The 15898-nt window shown below is 70.3% G+C and carries 13 protein-coding genes; 10 read left to right on the forward strand and 3 right to left on the reverse strand.

From position 1 onward, the window contains the following. Positions 1-17: 17 nt before the first annotated feature. Entirely contained in the window at positions 18-2111 is a 2094-nt protein-coding gene (locus BM43_RS34040) for an arabinofuranosidase catalytic domain-containing protein (RefSeq protein WP_036051415.1), read from the reverse strand. An 891-nt stretch (positions 2112-3002) separates the two neighbouring features. Between BM43_RS34040 and BM43_RS34045 the strand changes: the two genes are divergently transcribed. From BM43_RS34045 to BM43_RS34055, 3 genes are all read left to right on the forward strand, one after another. Then, positions 3003-3791 (forward strand): FRG domain-containing protein, encoded by a 789-nt coding sequence (locus BM43_RS34045; protein WP_013698133.1) that lies wholly within the window; start codon positions 3003-3005, stop codon positions 3789-3791. A gap of 12 nt (positions 3792-3803) precedes the next feature. Next, entirely contained in the window at positions 3804-4994 is a 1191-nt protein-coding gene (locus BM43_RS34050; RefSeq protein ID WP_036051413.1) for an NAD(P)/FAD-dependent oxidoreductase, read from the forward strand. 200 nt (positions 4995-5194) lie between these two features. Further along, positions 5195-6262: a LacI family DNA-binding transcriptional regulator gene (locus BM43_RS34055; RefSeq protein WP_025101783.1), complete on the forward strand. Its 1068-nt coding sequence runs from the start codon at positions 5195-5197 to the stop codon at positions 6260-6262. A gap of 69 nt (positions 6263-6331) precedes the next feature. Here the strand turns inward: BM43_RS34055 and BM43_RS34060 are convergent, their stop codons facing one another. Next, a complete protein-coding gene (locus BM43_RS34060; protein ID WP_036051410.1) occupies positions 6332-7294 on the reverse strand; it encodes a 2-hydroxyacid dehydrogenase in 963 nt (320 codons plus the stop codon). 209 nt (positions 7295-7503) lie between these two features. Here BM43_RS34060 and BM43_RS34065 point away from each other — a divergent pair, with 209 nt between their 5' ends. The 4 genes from BM43_RS34065 (at position 7504) to BM43_RS34080 (ending at position 11778) form a co-directional block, all read left to right on the forward strand. Beyond that, on the forward strand, positions 7504-8907 hold the full coding sequence (locus BM43_RS34065; RefSeq protein ID WP_080742165.1) for an MFS transporter: 1404 nt from the start codon (positions 7504-7506) through the stop codon (positions 8905-8907). A 64-nt stretch (positions 8908-8971) separates the two neighbouring features. Beyond that, complete coding sequence (locus tag BM43_RS34070; protein WP_036051409.1) at positions 8972-9721, forward strand: SDR family oxidoreductase; 750 nt, start codon at positions 8972-8974, stop codon at positions 9719-9721. Between the two features lie 49 nt (positions 9722-9770). Then, positions 9771-10091 (forward strand): antibiotic biosynthesis monooxygenase, encoded by a 321-nt coding sequence (locus BM43_RS34075; RefSeq protein WP_025101787.1) that lies wholly within the window; start codon positions 9771-9773, stop codon positions 10089-10091. A gap of 148 nt (positions 10092-10239) precedes the next feature. Further along, entirely contained in the window at positions 10240-11778 is a 1539-nt protein-coding gene (locus tag BM43_RS34080; protein WP_036053402.1) for an MFS transporter, read from the forward strand. A 204-nt stretch (positions 11779-11982) separates the two neighbouring features. Here BM43_RS34080 and BM43_RS34085 read toward each other — a convergent pair whose 3' ends face one another. Next, on the reverse strand, positions 11983-13089 hold the full coding sequence (locus tag BM43_RS34085; protein WP_036051408.1) for an asparaginase: 1107 nt from the start codon (positions 13087-13089) through the stop codon (positions 11983-11985). 189 nt (positions 13090-13278) lie between these two features. Here BM43_RS34085 and BM43_RS34090 point away from each other — a divergent pair, with 189 nt between their 5' ends. The 3 genes from BM43_RS34090 to acuR all read left to right on the forward strand — a co-directional run bounded on the left by BM43_RS34090 (position 13279) and on the right by acuR (position 15898). Further along, positions 13279-14283 (forward strand): diacylglycerol/lipid kinase family protein, encoded by a 1005-nt coding sequence (locus tag BM43_RS34090; protein WP_036051407.1) that lies wholly within the window; start codon positions 13279-13281, stop codon positions 14281-14283. Beyond that, complete coding sequence (locus BM43_RS34095; RefSeq protein ID WP_036051406.1) at positions 14280-15131, forward strand: metallophosphoesterase family protein; 852 nt, start codon at positions 14280-14282, stop codon at positions 15129-15131. The genes BM43_RS34090 and BM43_RS34095 overlap by 4 nt, the downstream gene beginning before the upstream one ends. A gap of 80 nt (positions 15132-15211) precedes the next feature. Beyond that, the gene (acuR, locus tag BM43_RS34100; protein ID WP_036051405.1) at positions 15212-15898 is read left to right on the forward strand and encodes an acrylate utilization transcriptional regulator AcuR; all 687 of its coding nucleotides are present in this window, start codon (positions 15212-15214) and stop codon (positions 15896-15898) included.

Raw genomic sequence — 15898 nt, forward strand, 5'->3', positions numbered from 1 at the left:
CGGCTTTCGCCTCTTCCTCAGCGCGCCGCGATCGACAGGCCCGGGCAGTAGTGCGTCGCCGACAGGTCGTCGTTGACGCTCTGGTTGCTGCGCGCGCCCGAGGCGTTCGAGGTGCGCGGATCGAGGAAGATGTGCGCGTTCGACGAGCCCGAGGGCGCCGTGAAGCTCATGCTGACCTTCCACCAGTTGCCCACCTTGCTGGTCGACAGCGTCGAATTCCCGGTGCTCCACGAACCCGGCACGATCACGCCGTTGTTGGTGTTGAGCACGCCCGCGAATTCGGTCTGGTTGCCGTCGTCGGTCTGCACCGAGAAGGCCGGGAAGATGGTCTGGCCCGAGCTGGCCGGCAGGTAGTCCGTGAAGGTGTAGCTCTGGCCGCCCTGCACCTTGATCCACTGGTTGATCTGCGCGAACGGGCTGCCGCTGGCATTGCCGATCACCGCGGCATGGTTGGTCTGGCCGGAGATGTCGGTGCTCAGCCCGATCACCGAGCCGCCGCTGCCGGTCGACCAGGCCGAGGTGTTGGCCAGCGCGAGCGGCTGCGTGAGCAGGTTGTTGGCCTGGCAGGCGGCGGCCGTGGTGTCGACGGCCGGGCCGTAGAAGCCCTGGATGCTGCCCTGGATCGCGTTGTCCGACTTGTCCGAGCTCATCTTCGTGACGATCGCGCCTTCGTAGAAGGTGATCGGCGCATCCGATTCGTCGCCGCCCTCGCCCAGCGACAGGCCGCCTTCCCAGCGGCCCAGCAGGCGATGGCCGGTATCGTTGAAGAAGTCGACCGCCTCGGGCGGCACGCCGTCATAGACCGAGGTCAGCGTGGCTTGCGCCGAATCGCCGCCCTTCACCGCGAAGCGGTTCGCCTGGCCTTGCGGCGAGTATTTCGCCAGCACGGTCACGAAGTCGGTGGTCAGCGGCTGCTTGGGGCCGTAGAGATAGACGCCCGCTTCCGCGTCGACGCCCGGCCAGTTCACGCCGGTGTTGTTGGCCGAATACGAGGGGCCGCCGTTCTTGTAGCCGGGGCCGTAGCCGAACACGGCCGCGTTGCCGCTGGCATAGGCGAGCCCGAACATCATGCCCTCGATCTGCCCCTTGCTGCCGTTGCCGTCCACCAGCACCGGGTCGCCCGGGATCGAGCCGCCCGAGGGCGGAACCGTGCCGCTGCCCTGGAAGCTGCCGCTGGAGTTGTCCTCCATGTTGCCGTAGGTGCCGCAGCACGACGAGGTCGCGCCGAACGGCAGGGCCGCGCCGGCCACCATGTATTCGGCGATTTCCGTGTCGCCGATCGACTGGTTCACGGTGCCGATGCGATTGCGATACGACTGCCGCGCCTGGATGTCGAGCGCCACCGTAGTGCGCCCGCCCGGCAGCGACACCAGGCGGAGGGTCGCCGGGGCCTTGTCGCCGGCGAACGGCAGGTCGTTGCCGATCGTGATCGCCTGGTTGGTCGGCACGGGATTGTTCAGCAGGCTCGGGAAGTTGACCGAGGGACGGTGCACCTGCACCGTCAGCTTGCCGCCGCCGGGCAGCGGCAATTGCGCGAAGCCGCCGGTGACCGGCACGCTCTGGCCGGTGGCGTTGATGGTGAGCGTCTGCGCCTGGTTGTTCACCACGCTGAGGGTGGCGGCCACGTTGCCGTACTTGCCGGCCGATTGCAGCGGCGCGACCAGGTCGATCTGGTCGTAGATGGTGTCGACCACGCAGCCGCTGGCATCGCTGCCGCAGGCCCGCTTGAGCGCATCGAGGTTGGTGGTGCCGACCAGGTTCGCGGTCACGCCCGAATTGGCCGCGTAGGGAAAGATATTCGTCTCGGCGTTGCTGCTCAGGTTGAGCACGCGGAACAAGGGGCCGGTGTAGCCCTTGGTCAGCAGGCGCGTCACGCTGTGGGCCGCGGAACAGGCGGTGCCCGCCGAGGCCAGCGTATCGCAGGGCAAGGGCGTGGCCGCGGCGGCGGCCGCGCCGCCGGTGCTGGCCGACGCGCCGTTCTGCGCCTGGCTCTCGCCTTGCGAATTCTGCTTCAGGGACAGCGAGCTGCCGCCGTCCGAATCCCCATTGCAGGCGGCCAGCGCCATCGTCATCGCCGCCAGCGCGATGCTCAATTCACTCCGCTTCCACATAGCCCTATCCTCCGTCGATCCCAAATAGTAAGTTTTCCGAAGTATCTGTCACGCGATACCGCTGCAGAACCGCACACGCCTTGCTGATGAAGCCATGCATCGATGCGGCGCCGCCCGACTCGCTGGATGCGACGAGCGACGCGCGTTGATGACGATCCACACACGACTGCCGATCGCGGCAAGCCGGGGCCGCGATCGTCGAAGCAGAATCAAGAAGCGAAAAGAGACTGGAAAGCAGGTGGCACGAATGCGATGCCGGCCCTGCCCTTGCGCGCCGCGCCGGAAAGCCCCCTCGCCGGCCGCGCGCCTGTCATGGATTGAACCGCCGCGACGCATGTTCGCGTCGCGACGATCGCTTGCCGCCTGTCGCGGCCCTTCATCTGGCTTGCCCGCCCGGCCGGCTCCGATCGGGGAACCCGTCGATCAGGCAATATTCATGAGCGATATTTGTTACTAATAATATTTCCTGCGAACCCGGATTTACGAGTCGGGACAATCCCCTAGGCTTGCCTGGAATGACCTTCGCTTGCCGCGGCGGACTCGCGGGGCCCGGTCGAGGGAAATGACAGGTCGGTCTGATTGCTTGACTGGCGCAGGAAAAACGAGGGCGCAGGAGATTTCGGCGCCCTCGCATGCAGTGGCTGCGATCGAGGCCGGCTTGAGTTGATCGGCATCGGCGCGGCGGGCTGCGCAAGGCCGAATCGCAGCGACGGCGGTTCGCGATTATGACTAATAATATTAATTTCCTAAAGACTCGCCCACTTGCCCGTGGCCTTCGCCGCGAATCGCGCCGATTGCCAACTCCGGGTTGCGAAACGTCACGCGGCGCAACGATAATCGTCGGGCATGAGCGGGCGGCCTCCGCATCGATCACGCCACAGGAAGGAGAGCATGCAGACCACGGTACTGTCCGATTGGCAGCAATTCATGGCGCTGGCGACGGAGCTCGACGGCTGGGCCTTTCGCGGCCAGCAGAACGCCGACTGGCGCCTGGAGAGCTCGCTGTCGCGCTACCTGCGCGACTACGTCCCCGACCGCCGGCAATGGCCTTCGCGCGAGGAGCGCGCGATCCGCGTGTTCCGGCGCAAGGCCCACAACTTCCTGCCCCACCCCGAAACGCTCGACGACGACCTGCGCTGCCTCGCCCTGATGCAGCACCACGGCGCGCCCACGCGGCTGCTCGACTTCACCAAGAGCCCCTTCGTGGCGGCCTTCTTCGCGCTGGAGCGCGCCACCGGCGACGCGGCGATCTTCGCGCTCAACACGCCGGCGCTCTGGAACAACCGGGCCGTGCCGAAGCCGCGCCCGGGCCTGTCGCGCGACGTGATCGATCCGCGCGTGGGCGACAACCTGCAGAAATACTTCCTGTCCAATACCAACGAGATTCTCTGGTCCGGCGAGCCCAGCGCGATGGACGAGCGGCTGGTGTCGCAGTCGGGCACCTTCGTGCTGCCGGGCGTGATCGACAAGCCGCTGCAGGCGATCCTCGACGGCTACGACAGCGACGAGGAACTGCTGCACAAGCTGGTGCTGCCCGGCGCGCTGCGGGTGGACGCGATGAAGTGGCTGTACCGCATGAACATCACCAATGCCTCGCTGTTCCAGGGGCTCGACGGCCTGGCTCGCTCGATCGCGCTGGAACTGGAAATCGTCTGGTCGGGTCTGACGCAGAACCTCTGAGGCGCATATCCCATGAATTCAAGCACTCCCCGTATTGCCGTGATCGGCGCCGGCGTGATCGGCCTGTCGGTGGCACGTTCGCTGGCCCGGCTCGGCGCCCAGGTGTCGATCCTCGAGCAGTCGCGCCTGGGCTCGGGCACCAGCAGCACGACTTTCGCCTGGATCAATTCGAACGGCAAGCAACCCGAGAGCTACCACGCGCTCAACTGCGCCGGCATGGCCGAGCATGTCGCGTTGCAGGACGGCGGCGCCGGCGAGGCCCGCTGGCTGGACGTGTGCGGCACCTACGAATGGGCGATCGACGCGGCCAGGCAGGCGCAGCTCGATGCGCGCGCAACGGCCCTGAAGGCGCTCGGTTATGCCGTCGAGGAAGTGTCGCGTGCAAGCTTGCAGCAGCGCATCCCCGAGCTGCGCATCGACGCGCGCAGCGGCACGATCCGGTATTTCGCCGAGGAGGCGCTGGTCTCGCCGTCGATCCTGATGGCGCGGCTGTGGGCCGAGGCGCGCAGCCACGGCGCGGTGCTGCGCGAGTCCGTCTCGGTGGTCGATATCGCCGAGACGCCGCAAGGTGTGACGCTCGACCTGTCGACGGGGGAACGCTGGCAAGGCGATTACTGCGTGCTCGCCACCGGCCGCTGGACGCCCGAGCTGATGCCTGCGCTCGGCGTGTCGCTGGCCATGCTCGACGCCAACCGGCCCGACAAGCGCGCCTGCGGCTTCCTGGCCTCGACCGATCCGCAATTCGTGCAGTTGCGCGCCAACCTGATCGGCCCGGAGCTGAACGTGCGGCCCGACGGCGGCGGCCGCCTGCTGCTGCAGGCGACCGATCTCGACGATCGCGCCGATCCCGTCCACCAGGCCGCCGTCGACGGCTACGTCGGGCGCGAGATGCTGGCGCGCCTGCGCCGCCTGTTCGCCAATACCGGGCATGCGCGCATCGAGCGCCTCTCGGTCGGCCAGCGCTCGCGGCCGGCCGACGGCCTGCCCGCGGTGGGTTTCGTCACCGCGCGGCAGCGCGCCTACGTGGTCGCCACGCATAGCGGCATGACGCTCGGCCCGCTGCTGGGGCGCCTGGTGGCCGAGGAGCTGGTCCACCAGCGTCGCGACGGCCTGCTCGCCGACTATTCGCCGGAGCGGCTGATCGATCGCGATCCCAGGGATTTCTCGCCGGTCGCGAGCATCCATTTTCCCGCCGAGCAATAGACGCTCGCGGGCCTTGCCGGCGCCTGCCGCCAGCAAGGACAGGGCCAGGTCCGGAACCCCGGCCGCTGCGGCTACAATTGGCGTTTGCCGCCCGCCGCGCGGGCGGCCACGACCCGAAGGCCGCCTCCGAGACCATGAGTTCAAACAACAAGGATTTCCCGCCCGAGCCGGGCACCCTCGCGCCGGGCGCGCCTGTGCGCATGGCCGACGTCGCGCGCCTGGCCGGCGTGTCGAAGATGTCGGTGTCGCGCGTGCTGACCGGCCAGCACGTCAGCGACGCGACGCGCGAGGCCGTGATGGACGCGGTGCGCAAGACCGGCTACGTGGCCGACGCGGTGGCGGGCGCGCTGTCCTCGGGCCGCAACAACGTGATCGCGGTGATCGTGCCCTCGCTGTCGAGCTCGAACTTCGCCGACACGGTGCGCGGCATCAACGACGTGGTCGAGACGCGCAACCTGCGCCTGCTGCTGGCCAATACCGACTACATGGTGGAACGCGAGGAATCGCTGATCCGCTCGCTGCTGAGCCACCAGCCGCGCGGCATCGTGCTCACCGGCGGCCATCACACGAGCAAGGCGCGCGCCATGCTCAAGCAGGTGGGCATCCCGGTGATCGAGACCTGGGAGCTGCCGGGCAAGCCGATCGATCGCGTGGTGGGCTTCTCGAACGAGGACGCGGCGGGCGCGATGGTGCGCCATCTCTACGGGCGCGGCTATCGACGGATCGGCTTCGTCGGCGGCACCACGCACCTGGACCGGCGCGGCATCGCGCGGCGCAACGGCTATCTGGCGGCGGTCGAGGCGGCGGGCCAAGCGCCGCGCGAGATCACGCGCGAGGTCAAGCACGACGAATCCGGCACCGACATGGCGCACGGCAAGGCGATGGAAAACGCCAGCGCCGCGCTGAACCGGCTGCTGGCCGAATGGCCCGATACCGACGCGGTGATGTGCACCAGCGACATCCACGCCTTCGGCGTGATCATGGCCTGCCACCGGCTCGGGCTGAAGGTGCCGGACGATATCGCGGTGGCCGGCTTCGGCGACTTCGAGGTGGCGCGCCATTGTTATCCGACCATCACCACCGTCTCGGTCGACGCCTACGGAATCGGCCATTCCACCGGCCTGTCGATGCTGGCCGCGATCGACGGCTCGGAGCGGCCCAACGCCTCGCGCCGCGAGATCGCCTCGGCGCGCGCCGAGCGCACGCTGCACGAGGCGCCGCCGCTGATCCGGATTCCTTACGAGATCGTGGCGCGCGAAAGCGCTTGATGCCCAAGCGCAGATAAAAAACCGACGCGCCGCGTCGGTTTTTTATGCCGCGAAATCGCCCTCTCGCGCTCAGCTCGCCCGGCGCAGATGCGCGGTGAACTCGGTGACCAACGGCTGGCCGGCCAGGTAGGCCTCCAGGTTGGCGCGCAGCAGCTCGGCCATCGCCGCGCGCGTCTCGATCGTGGCGCTGGCGCGATGCGGCTGCAGCACCACGTTGGGCAGCGCCAGCAGGCGCCGGTCGATCGCCGGCTCGTTCCAGAACACGTCGAGCGCGGCGCCGCGCAGCCGGCCGTCGGCGAGGTAGTCGATCAGCACCGGCTCGTCGATGATGCTGCCGCGCGCGATATTGATCAGGAATCCGTTCGGCCCCAGCGCGTCGAACACCTCGCGGCCGATCGCGCCGCGCGGGATCTGGTCGGCCGCCGCGCACACCATCAGGTAGTCGGAATCGGCCGCCAGCGCCGCCGCGCTGTCGTGATAGGCATAGGGCACGTCCTCGAAGCGGAAGCGGTCGTGATAGCCGATGCGCATCTCGAAGGCCGCCGCGCGCCGCGCCACCGCGCGCCCCACCCGGCCCAGGCCGATGATGCCGAGCCGCTTGCCGTACATCCGCGAGGTCAGCGCGAAATGCTCGCGCCCCCACTCGCCGGCCCGCACCCGCGCATCGTTGCGGGAGATCTCGCGCGCCACCGACAGCATCAGCGCCAGGCCCATGTCGGCCACGTCCTCGGTCAGCACGTCGGGCGTATTCGTCACACGGATGCCCTTGGCCGCGGCATGCGCCAGATCGATCGCGTCGACCCCCACGCCGTACGAGACGATGATCTCCAGCCTCGGCAGCGCGTCGATCAGGGCCGCGTCGGCGCCCGACTCGCCATTGGTGGCCAGCACCCTCACGCGCGGCGCCAGCTCGGCCAGCAGCGCCGCGCGATCCGGCGCCTCGGCCAGCACATGCAGCGTGTAGCGCTCGGCCAGCACGATCATGTCGGCCTCGGGATATCGGGTAACAACCAATAACTCTTCCTTGGACATCCGCATCTCCTTCATGTTAGATTTTGCATCACTTGGTTACCGATAACCAAGTGTAGCCGAAGCCGCTCGTTCCAGGCCACAGGGTTTTGCCGGACCGATGCGACAAGGTCTGTCGCCACGCAGTGGACGGACCGGTTTCGGCATTACCGGACGCGCGCCGCGGGATCGGCGGGCGACGACAAGAAAGCCGGAACATGGAGACAGCAGAGATGACGATCAACCGCGACGCGATCACGCCCGTGACGCCGTCCCCGGCCACAGCCACGCGGCCGGATTCCCCCGATGCGACCGGCGCCGCGCCGGTTTCCGCGCGCCAGTTGCGCCGCGCGATCCTGACCAGCGCGGTGGGCAGCGCGCTCGAGTATTACGATTTCGCGATCTTCGGCCTGGCCACCGCGCTGATCTTCAGCCGCGTGTTCTTCTCCTCGTTCGACGCGCACGCGGGCCTGCTGGCCAGCTTCGCGACCTACGGCGTGGGCTTCCTGGCGCGTCCGCTGGGCGGCCTGTTCTTCGGCTCGCTGGGCGACCGCAAGGGCCGCAAGTTCGTACTGCTGATGACGATCGCGATCATGGGCGTGTCCACCACCCTGGTGGGCCTGCTGCCGGCCGGCCCGCTGGGCGCGGTGGGCCTGATCGTGCTGCGGCTGATCCAGGGTTTCGGCGCCGGCGCCGAACAGGCCGGCGCCTCGACCCTGATGGCCGAGGTCGCGCCGCTGCCGCGCCGCGGCTATTTCGCGGCCCTGCCCTTCGTCGGCATCTTCGCCGGCTTCGGCATCGCCACCGCCACCTTCAGCCTGCTGCAGCACCTGATGGACAACGCCACCCTCCTCGCCTGGGGCTGGCGCCTGCCGTTCCTGGCCAGCGTGATCCTGATCGCCGTGGCGGTGTGGATCCGCCTGCGCCTGCGCGAGAGCCCGGCCTTCGCCGCGCTGGAGAGCGGCCACCAGGTGGCGCGCTCGCCGATGCGCGCGGTGCTCCGGCAAGCCCGGCGCCCGGTCGCGGCGGCGGTGCTGATGCGCCTGGCCGAACAAGGCGGCTCGACCATCTACACCACCATCGTGATCGCCTTCCTGGGCGGCACGGTGGCCACCCGCCTGGGCCTGCCGGCCGCGCAACTGGCGCGCATCGGCACCTCCTGCGCGATGATCGCCACGCTCGCCAGCGTGATCACCACGCCGCTGTTCGGCGCGCTGTCGGACCGCTTCGGACGCAAGACGATCTATCGCGCCGGCGCGATCTTCATGCTGCTGTGGTCGGTGCCCTCGTGGTGGATGGTCAGCACCGGCGAGCCGGTGTGGGTGGCCGTCGCGATGTTCGGCGGCCTGGCGATCGGCGCCAACAGCATGCTCGGCGCGCAATGCGCGCACTTCGCCGAGCTGTTCGGCAACCGCTACCGTTATTCTGGCGTGGCGCTGTCGCGCGAGATCGGCGCGGTGCTCTCGGGCGGCCTCGCGCCGATCCTCGGCATCTACCTGATCGGCCTGGCGGGCGGCGCGTTCTGGGTGATGGGCCTCTACACCGCCGTGCTGTCGGCGCTGACCCTGGTGGGCGTGGCGATGTCGACCGAGACGCGCGGGCGCGACCTGACCGACCTCGACGACGCGATCCATTGAACGCATTCCGGCCGCCCCGCCCTCGCGCGCGGCCCGGCCGCCAACCTCAAGCAAGGAGTCACGGATGAATTCCAAGGTAGCCCTGGTCACCGGCGCCAGCTCGGGCATCGGCCGCAGCGTCGCGCTCGGCCTGCTGCAGGCCGGATATCGCGTCGCGCTGGCCGCGCGCAAGCTCGACGCGCTCGAGCAGGTGGCGGCCGAATCGGGCGCGGGCGAGCGCGCGCTGCCGATCAGTTGCGACGTGGGCGACGAGGCCGCCGTGCAGCGCCTGTTCGACACCATCGAATCGCACTGGGGGCGCCTGGACCTGCTGTTCAACAACGCCGGCGTGTTCACCCCGCAATGCTCGCTGGAGGACCTGGCGGTGGCGCAGTGGAAGCAGGCCGTCGACATCAACCTGACGGGCGCCTTCCTGTGCCTGCAGGGCGCGTTCCGCGTGATGAAGCGCCAGCAGCCGCGGGGCGGGCGCATCATCAACAACGGCTCGATCTCGGCGCACGCGCCGCGCCCGCAGGCGGTGGCCTACACGGCCACCAAGCACGCCATCACGGGGCTCACCAAGGCCGCCTCGCTGGACGGGCGCGCCTACGGAATCGCCTGCGGACAGATCGACATCGGCAACGTGGTGAGCGACATGAGCGAGCTGATGGCGCAGGGCACGCTGCAGGCCGACGGCTCGATGAAGGTGGAGCCGCGCATGAGCATGGACAACGTGGTGCGCGCGGTGCTCTACATGGACAGTCTGCCGCTCGACGCGAACGTGCTGTCGATGACGGTGATGGCCAGCCACATGCCCTTCGTGGGACGCGGCTGATGCGGCGGCCCTCGTCCCCCACCGCCGCCCGCCGACAGGAGCCGCCAACATGCTGACGCGCTGCGCGTATTTCAGCGGCCGCATCAAGCCCGGCTGCGAGGCCCGCTTCTACGACCATGTCGAGAACCGGCTGGTGCCGCTCTGGACGCGCTTTCCCGGCGCGCACGACGTGCGCGTGCTGCGCCAGCAGCACAGCGACGTGGGCGAGCCGGCCTTCCCGCTGGTGATCACGATGCGTTTCGAGGACCAGGCCGCGATCGACGCGGCGCTGGCCTCGCCCACCCGGCTGGAGAGCCAGGTCGAGTCGCGCGCGCTGATCGGCATGTTCGACGGCGTGGTGTTCCATACGGTGTTCGAGGAAACCATCTGAGACGGCGCTTTGCGGGCCCCGCCCGCAAAGCGGTTGCGCTGCGCGCGGGGCCTCGCTATCGTGACAGGCTTTGCCGCCGCGCCCGCGCCCCGCCCCCGCCGTGAACGATTCCTCGCCCTCCCTGCCCTTCCGAGACGCGCTGCTGGCGATGCTCGGCATCGGCCTGGTCAACATGCTGGTCGCGCTCGACCAGACCGTGGTCAGCACTGCGCTGCCCTCGATCGTCGCCGACCTGCACGGCTTCGAGTACTACGCCTGGATCGCCAGCGCCTACCTGCTGGCCTCGGTGGTGACGGTGCCGATCTTCGGGCGGCTGGGCGACTATTTCGGGCGCAAGCGCTTCGTGGTGGCGGCGGTGATCGTCTTCACGCTGGCCTCGGTGCTGTGCGCGGCGGCTACCGACATGCGCATGCTGGCGGTGGCGCGCGCCCTGCAGGGGGTGGGCGGCGGCATGATGGTGGGCACCGCCTTCGCCTCGATCCCCGACCTGTTCCCCGATCCGCGCGAACGCGTGCGCTGGCAGGTGGTGATGGCGGCCACCTACGGCATCGGCACGGCCGCCGGGCCCTCGCTGGGCGGCTGGCTGAGCCAGCACTGGGGCTGGCGCTCGACCTTCCTGATCAACCTGCCGGTGGGGGCACTGGCGCTCTACTACATCTGGCGGCACCTGCCGCATTTCGTGCGCCCGCGCGAGGGCAAGGTGCGCATCGACTACGCCGGCGCGCTGTTCGTCGGCCTGATGCTGGGCTGCCTGCAGTTCCTGATCGAGGCGCTGCCGGCGCGCGGCATCGGCACCGGCACGCTGACGCTGGCGGCAGTGGTGGTAGCGGCCTTCGTGGCCTTCCTGGCCTGCGAGCGGCGCGCCACCCACCCGATCGTGCCGCTCGACCTGTTTCGCGACGCGCAACTGGTCACGCTGTTCCTGCTCTCCACGCTGGCCGGCTTCGTGATGTTCTCGCTGATCTTCTTCGCGCCGCTGCTGCTGCAGGGCGGCTTCGGCCTCGAGCCCGAGGCGGCCGGCCTGCTGGCCACGCCGATCGCCGCCTGCATCGCCCTGGGCAGCCTGATCAACATTCGCATCGTGACGCGCCTGAAGCGGCCCACCCTGATCCTCTCGGTCGGCTTCGGCCTGCTGGCGGCCGCCTCGGCCTCGCTGTCGCTGACCGGGCCCGGCACCTCGCACTGGATCCTGGAAGTGGCGATGGCGGCGGTCGGCATCGGCCTGGGCTTCATCCTCAACAACCTCAACATCTTCGCGCAGGAGATCGCCGGGCGCGAACGCTTCGGCATCACCACCGCGCTGCTGCAGTCGACGCGCATGGTGGGCGGCATGCTCGGCACCAGCGTGCTGGCCACCATCGTCCAGCATCACTACGCGGGGGGCGTGGCCGAGTCGATCAGCGTGCTGGGCGCGAGCGTCTCGGCGCAATGGCTGCCGCAGCTGGCCGACCCGCGCGTGCTGGTCGACCCCGGCGTGGCCGGGACGCTGCTGGACCGCCTGCACGCGGCCGGGCTGGACGGCGCCGCGCTGCTGGAGGCGGCGCGCCGGGTGATGGTGCAGTCGATCCACATCGGTATCGCCCTGGCCGGCTGCGCGGCCGTGGCCGCCGCCTGGCTGGTGCGCCGCATCGCCCATATCCGCTTCAGCAAGCCGCCCTCGGCGGCCAGCAGCGCGAGCGCGGAGTAAGGCGGCTCGGGCCGCCTGCTCGGGCCGCGTGGCGAGCTGCGGGGTGAGCTTCGGGGTGGGCCGCGGGGCGGGCCCGACGGGCATCGATCCGGGCCGCGCGAGGCGCCTCGATGTCCGTTCGACACGCTCGGCGCGGCCGGTTCGAACGGGACCCGGCAGCGCCGAATTCGATGGCCGATGCCGCCCCGAGCCGCGCGGCGCGCCTCAAGGCGCGGCCGGCGCCGCCAGCTCGAACGGAAACTCGGCGTGGCCGAATTCGATGCCGCGCGTGTTGCGCATCGGCGGGCGATGGAAGGCGGCCAGTTGCGCGCGCTGCGCCGGCGCGCCGATGTCCAGGCGCGCCAGCACCTCGCAGACCACCATCGCCAGCACCCCGACATGGCCGTCCTCGATCTTGACGGCCAGCCCGATCGCGCCGGCAGCGCCCAGCCGGCGGGTATCCTCGCCGGCGCGGATGCCGACGCCGTAGCAGGCATCGGCGCCGAGCTTGCCGACCAGCCGCCCCTCGAAGGCCGTCATCAGGCGCGTGCAGAAGCGCCCTTCCCCCGCCACCAATTCGGGATGACTCGTCATCGCGTGATAGAGGCGTGCCAACGCGGCCACGCGCGGCGTGCAGGCGGCCCCGGCGGCGCCCGCGGCGTCGACCCGGTCGGCCGCGTCGGCCAGCTTCATGTAGAGGCGCGCCAGCCGGTCCAGCGGGAACGCCGGCGTCGGCAGGTTGCAGCCGTCGATGCCCCATTCGACCGCCGCCTCGGGCAGGTCGCAAACCTCGGCCATCACCTGCTTGACGCGCTGCTGGATCGGATGCGCCTCGAGGTGGTAATCGGCCAGCGCCGCGCCGATCGCCCTCGCGCCGGCCAACATCCCGGCGTGCTTGCCCGAGCAGTTGCTGCACACCGCGCTCGGCTCGATGCCGCGGCGGATCCAGTCGCGCCAGACCGCATCCGACAAGGGCGCATGCGGCCCGCAGCGCAGATCGTCCTCGCTCGCGCCGAGCCTGGCCAGCATCGCCCGCGCCCGCTCGACATGGCGCGCCTCGCTGCTGTGCGAGGCGCACATCAGGGCGAGATCGGCCGAATCGAAACCGAAGCGCTCCAGCGCGCCGGTCTCGACCACCGCCAGCGCCTGCGCCGGCTTGGCGGCCGAGCGCGCCAGCGTGAAGCGCGTGGCGTCGCCGAAGCCGGCCAGCAAGCGCCCCGTCTCGTCGACCACCGCGATATGCGCGCGATGCGCGTTCTCCAGCGAGGGGCCGCGCCAGGTGGTGACGGCCACCGCGTCGCGGCTGGCCTGGGTCGTGTCGTGGGTCGTCATGCTGCGCGTCTCCTCCGCGGGTGTTCGTTGTCTGGGCTGCCGGCGTTCGGCGAGCGTAATCGCGCAGTGTAGCCAGCCGAAATCGACAGGGACAGAGCCGGCTGGAGATACCTCCGGGCCATCCCGATCTGCGCGCGCCGGCCGGACTGAAATAGAATCGCAAGCCTCCCCATCCACGAGGGCCGCCCGATGAGCTCGCCATCCGCCGCGCAATCCGCGCCTGCCGGCGCCGCACCCGAACCCGCTCCCGCGCCCGACGCGCCCTGCATCTTCGTGGTGAACGCCGGCTCGGGCCGCCGGCGCGAACTCGACACCCTGGCCGCCCAGCTCGACGCCGCGTTTTCCCGCGCGGGCCGCCGTTACGAACTGGTGACCGTCACCGAACCGTCACGGCTGGAAGCCAGCGTGGCGCAGGCCGCCGAGCGCGCTCGCCACGGCGTGCTGGTCGGCGTGGGCGGCGACGGCACGCTGCGCACCGTGGCGCGCGCCGCCTACGACGCCGGCTGCGTGTTCGGCGTGCTGCCGCGCGGCACCTTCAACTACTTCAGCCGCGACCACGGCATCCCCGCCGACACCGAGCAGGCCATCGAACTGCTGCTGAGCGCGCGCGTGCATCCGGTGCAGGTCGGCTTCGTCAACGACGCGCTGTTCCTGGTCAATGCCAGCCTGGGCCTCTACCCGCGCCTGCTCGAGCAGCGCGAGGCCTACAAGCGGCAGTTCGGCCGCAGCCGGCTGGTCGCGCTCGGCTCGGCGATCGCCACCCTGCTGCGCCCGCATCGGCTGCTGCACCTGCATGTCGAGCACGAGGGCACCACGCGCGAGCTGCGCACCACCACGCTGTTCGTCGCCAACAACCGGCTGCAACTGGAACAGGTGGGCGCGGCCGAGGCGCCGCTGCTCGCGCAGGGCATGCTGGTGGCGATGGCGCCGCTCGCGCATGGCCGGCTCGCCCAGATCCTGCTGTCGCTGCGCGGCGCGTTCAGCCGGATGCGCGACGCCGACGACGTGATCGGCTTCGGCTTCGAGCGCTTCACGCTCACGCGCCGCTCGGCCCGGCGCCGGCCGCGCCCGGTGAAGGTGGCCACCGACGGCGAGATCCTGCGGCTGCAACTGCCGCTGGTCTTCCGCGTCGGCGAGCGTGCCTTGCGGCTGCTCAAGCCCGAAGCCGAGCAGGCCGAGCGCAATCGCCAATGAGCCGGCTGCTGCAGATTTCCGATCCGCATTTCGGCGCCGAACGGCAGGAAGCCGTCGATGCGCTGGTGCGCCTGATCGAACAGACGCGGCCCGAGCTGGTGGTGATCTCGGGCGATCTCACGCAGCGCGCGCGACGGCATCAGTTCGAGGCGGCCCGCGCCTTCGTGGCGCGGCTCGGCGCGCAGCCGGTGCTGGCGATCCCCGGCAATCACGACCTGCCCCTGTTCGACCTGATCGCGCGCTGGCGGCAGCCTTACGCGAACTACCGGCGCGCCTTCGGCGAGGAACTCGAGCCCGTGTTCGACGCGCCGGCGCTGCTGGCGATCGGCGTGAACACCACGCGCCCGGCGCGCCACACGGCCGGCGAGATCTCGGCCGAACAGGTGGCGCGCGTGGCGCGACGGCTCGCGCTGGCGAGCCCCGCGCAACTGCGCGTGGTGGTGGTGCACCAGCCGATCGTCGCGATCGGGCCCGCGAACCGGCACGACCGGCTGCATGGCGGCGAGATCGCCCTGCGCCGCTGGGCGGCGGCCGGCGCGGACCTGGTGCTGGGCGGGCACACGCATCGCGCCGGCGCCTGGCGGGTCACGCCGCGCGACGACGAAGCGGGCCGCGACGGTGCCGTCGAGCGGCCGGTGTTCATGGTCCAGGGCGGCACGGCCGTGTCGCGCCGCCTGCGCGCCGGCACGCCGAATTCGGTCAACCTGATCGACTACGCGGGCGACTGCCTCGGCCAGCGCCGCGCCGCCGTCACGCGCTGCGACTACGACGACGAAAGCCGGTGTTTCATCGCGCAAGCCGCGCAGCATCTCGATCTCGCCCCCGCCACGCCCTTCCGGTTGGCCTGAAACGCCCCGATCCGCGCTGGTGGGCGGCGCCTTCAGATTTCCCTTTGAATTTTATAGACGATCGGTCTAAAATCCGCCGCATGTCCTCGATCCCCGCCAGGCCGCGCCGCGGCCGTCCCCCGAAGAACCCCGCCGCGCATGCCGACACGCGCGGCGTGCTGCTGCGCGCCGGCATGGAATTGCTGACCGAGCAGGGTTTCGCCGCCACCGGCCTGGACGCCGTGCTCAAGCGCGTCGGCATCCCGAAGGGCTCCTTCTATCACTACTTCGAGAGCAAGGACGCCTTCGGCCGCGAGCTGATGGACGCCTACGACCGCTACTTCATCGCCAAGCTCGATCGCTGGCTGCTCGACGACAGCCAGCCCGCGCTGGCGCGGCTCGCCGCCTTCGTCGAGGACGCCAAGGCCGGCATGGCGCGCCACGATTTCACGCGCGGCTGCCTGGTCGGCAATCTCGGCCTGGAGGCGGGCGCGCTGCCCGACGGCTTCCGCGAACGGCTCGCGGCGATCTTCACGGGCTGGCAGGCGCGCGTCGCGAATTGCCTGCGCGCGGCCCAGCAGGAACGGACGCTCGCGGCCGACGCCGATCTCGAGCGCCTGGCGGCCTTCTTCTGGATCGGCTGGGAAGGCGCGGTGCTGCGCGCCCGGCTGCTGCGCGACGGCGCGCCGCTCGACACCTTCTTCGACGGCTTCCTCGCCGGCCTGCCTCGCGCACGGCCGGCGACGGGCCGTGCCCGTCCGCCCGCGGACCGACTTCCCCCGGAGTGA

Origin of the sequence: Burkholderia gladioli (assembly GCF_000959725.1) — a bacterium.
In the GTDB taxonomy this organism is placed as follows: domain Bacteria; phylum Pseudomonadota; class Gammaproteobacteria; order Burkholderiales; family Burkholderiaceae; genus Burkholderia; species Burkholderia gladioli.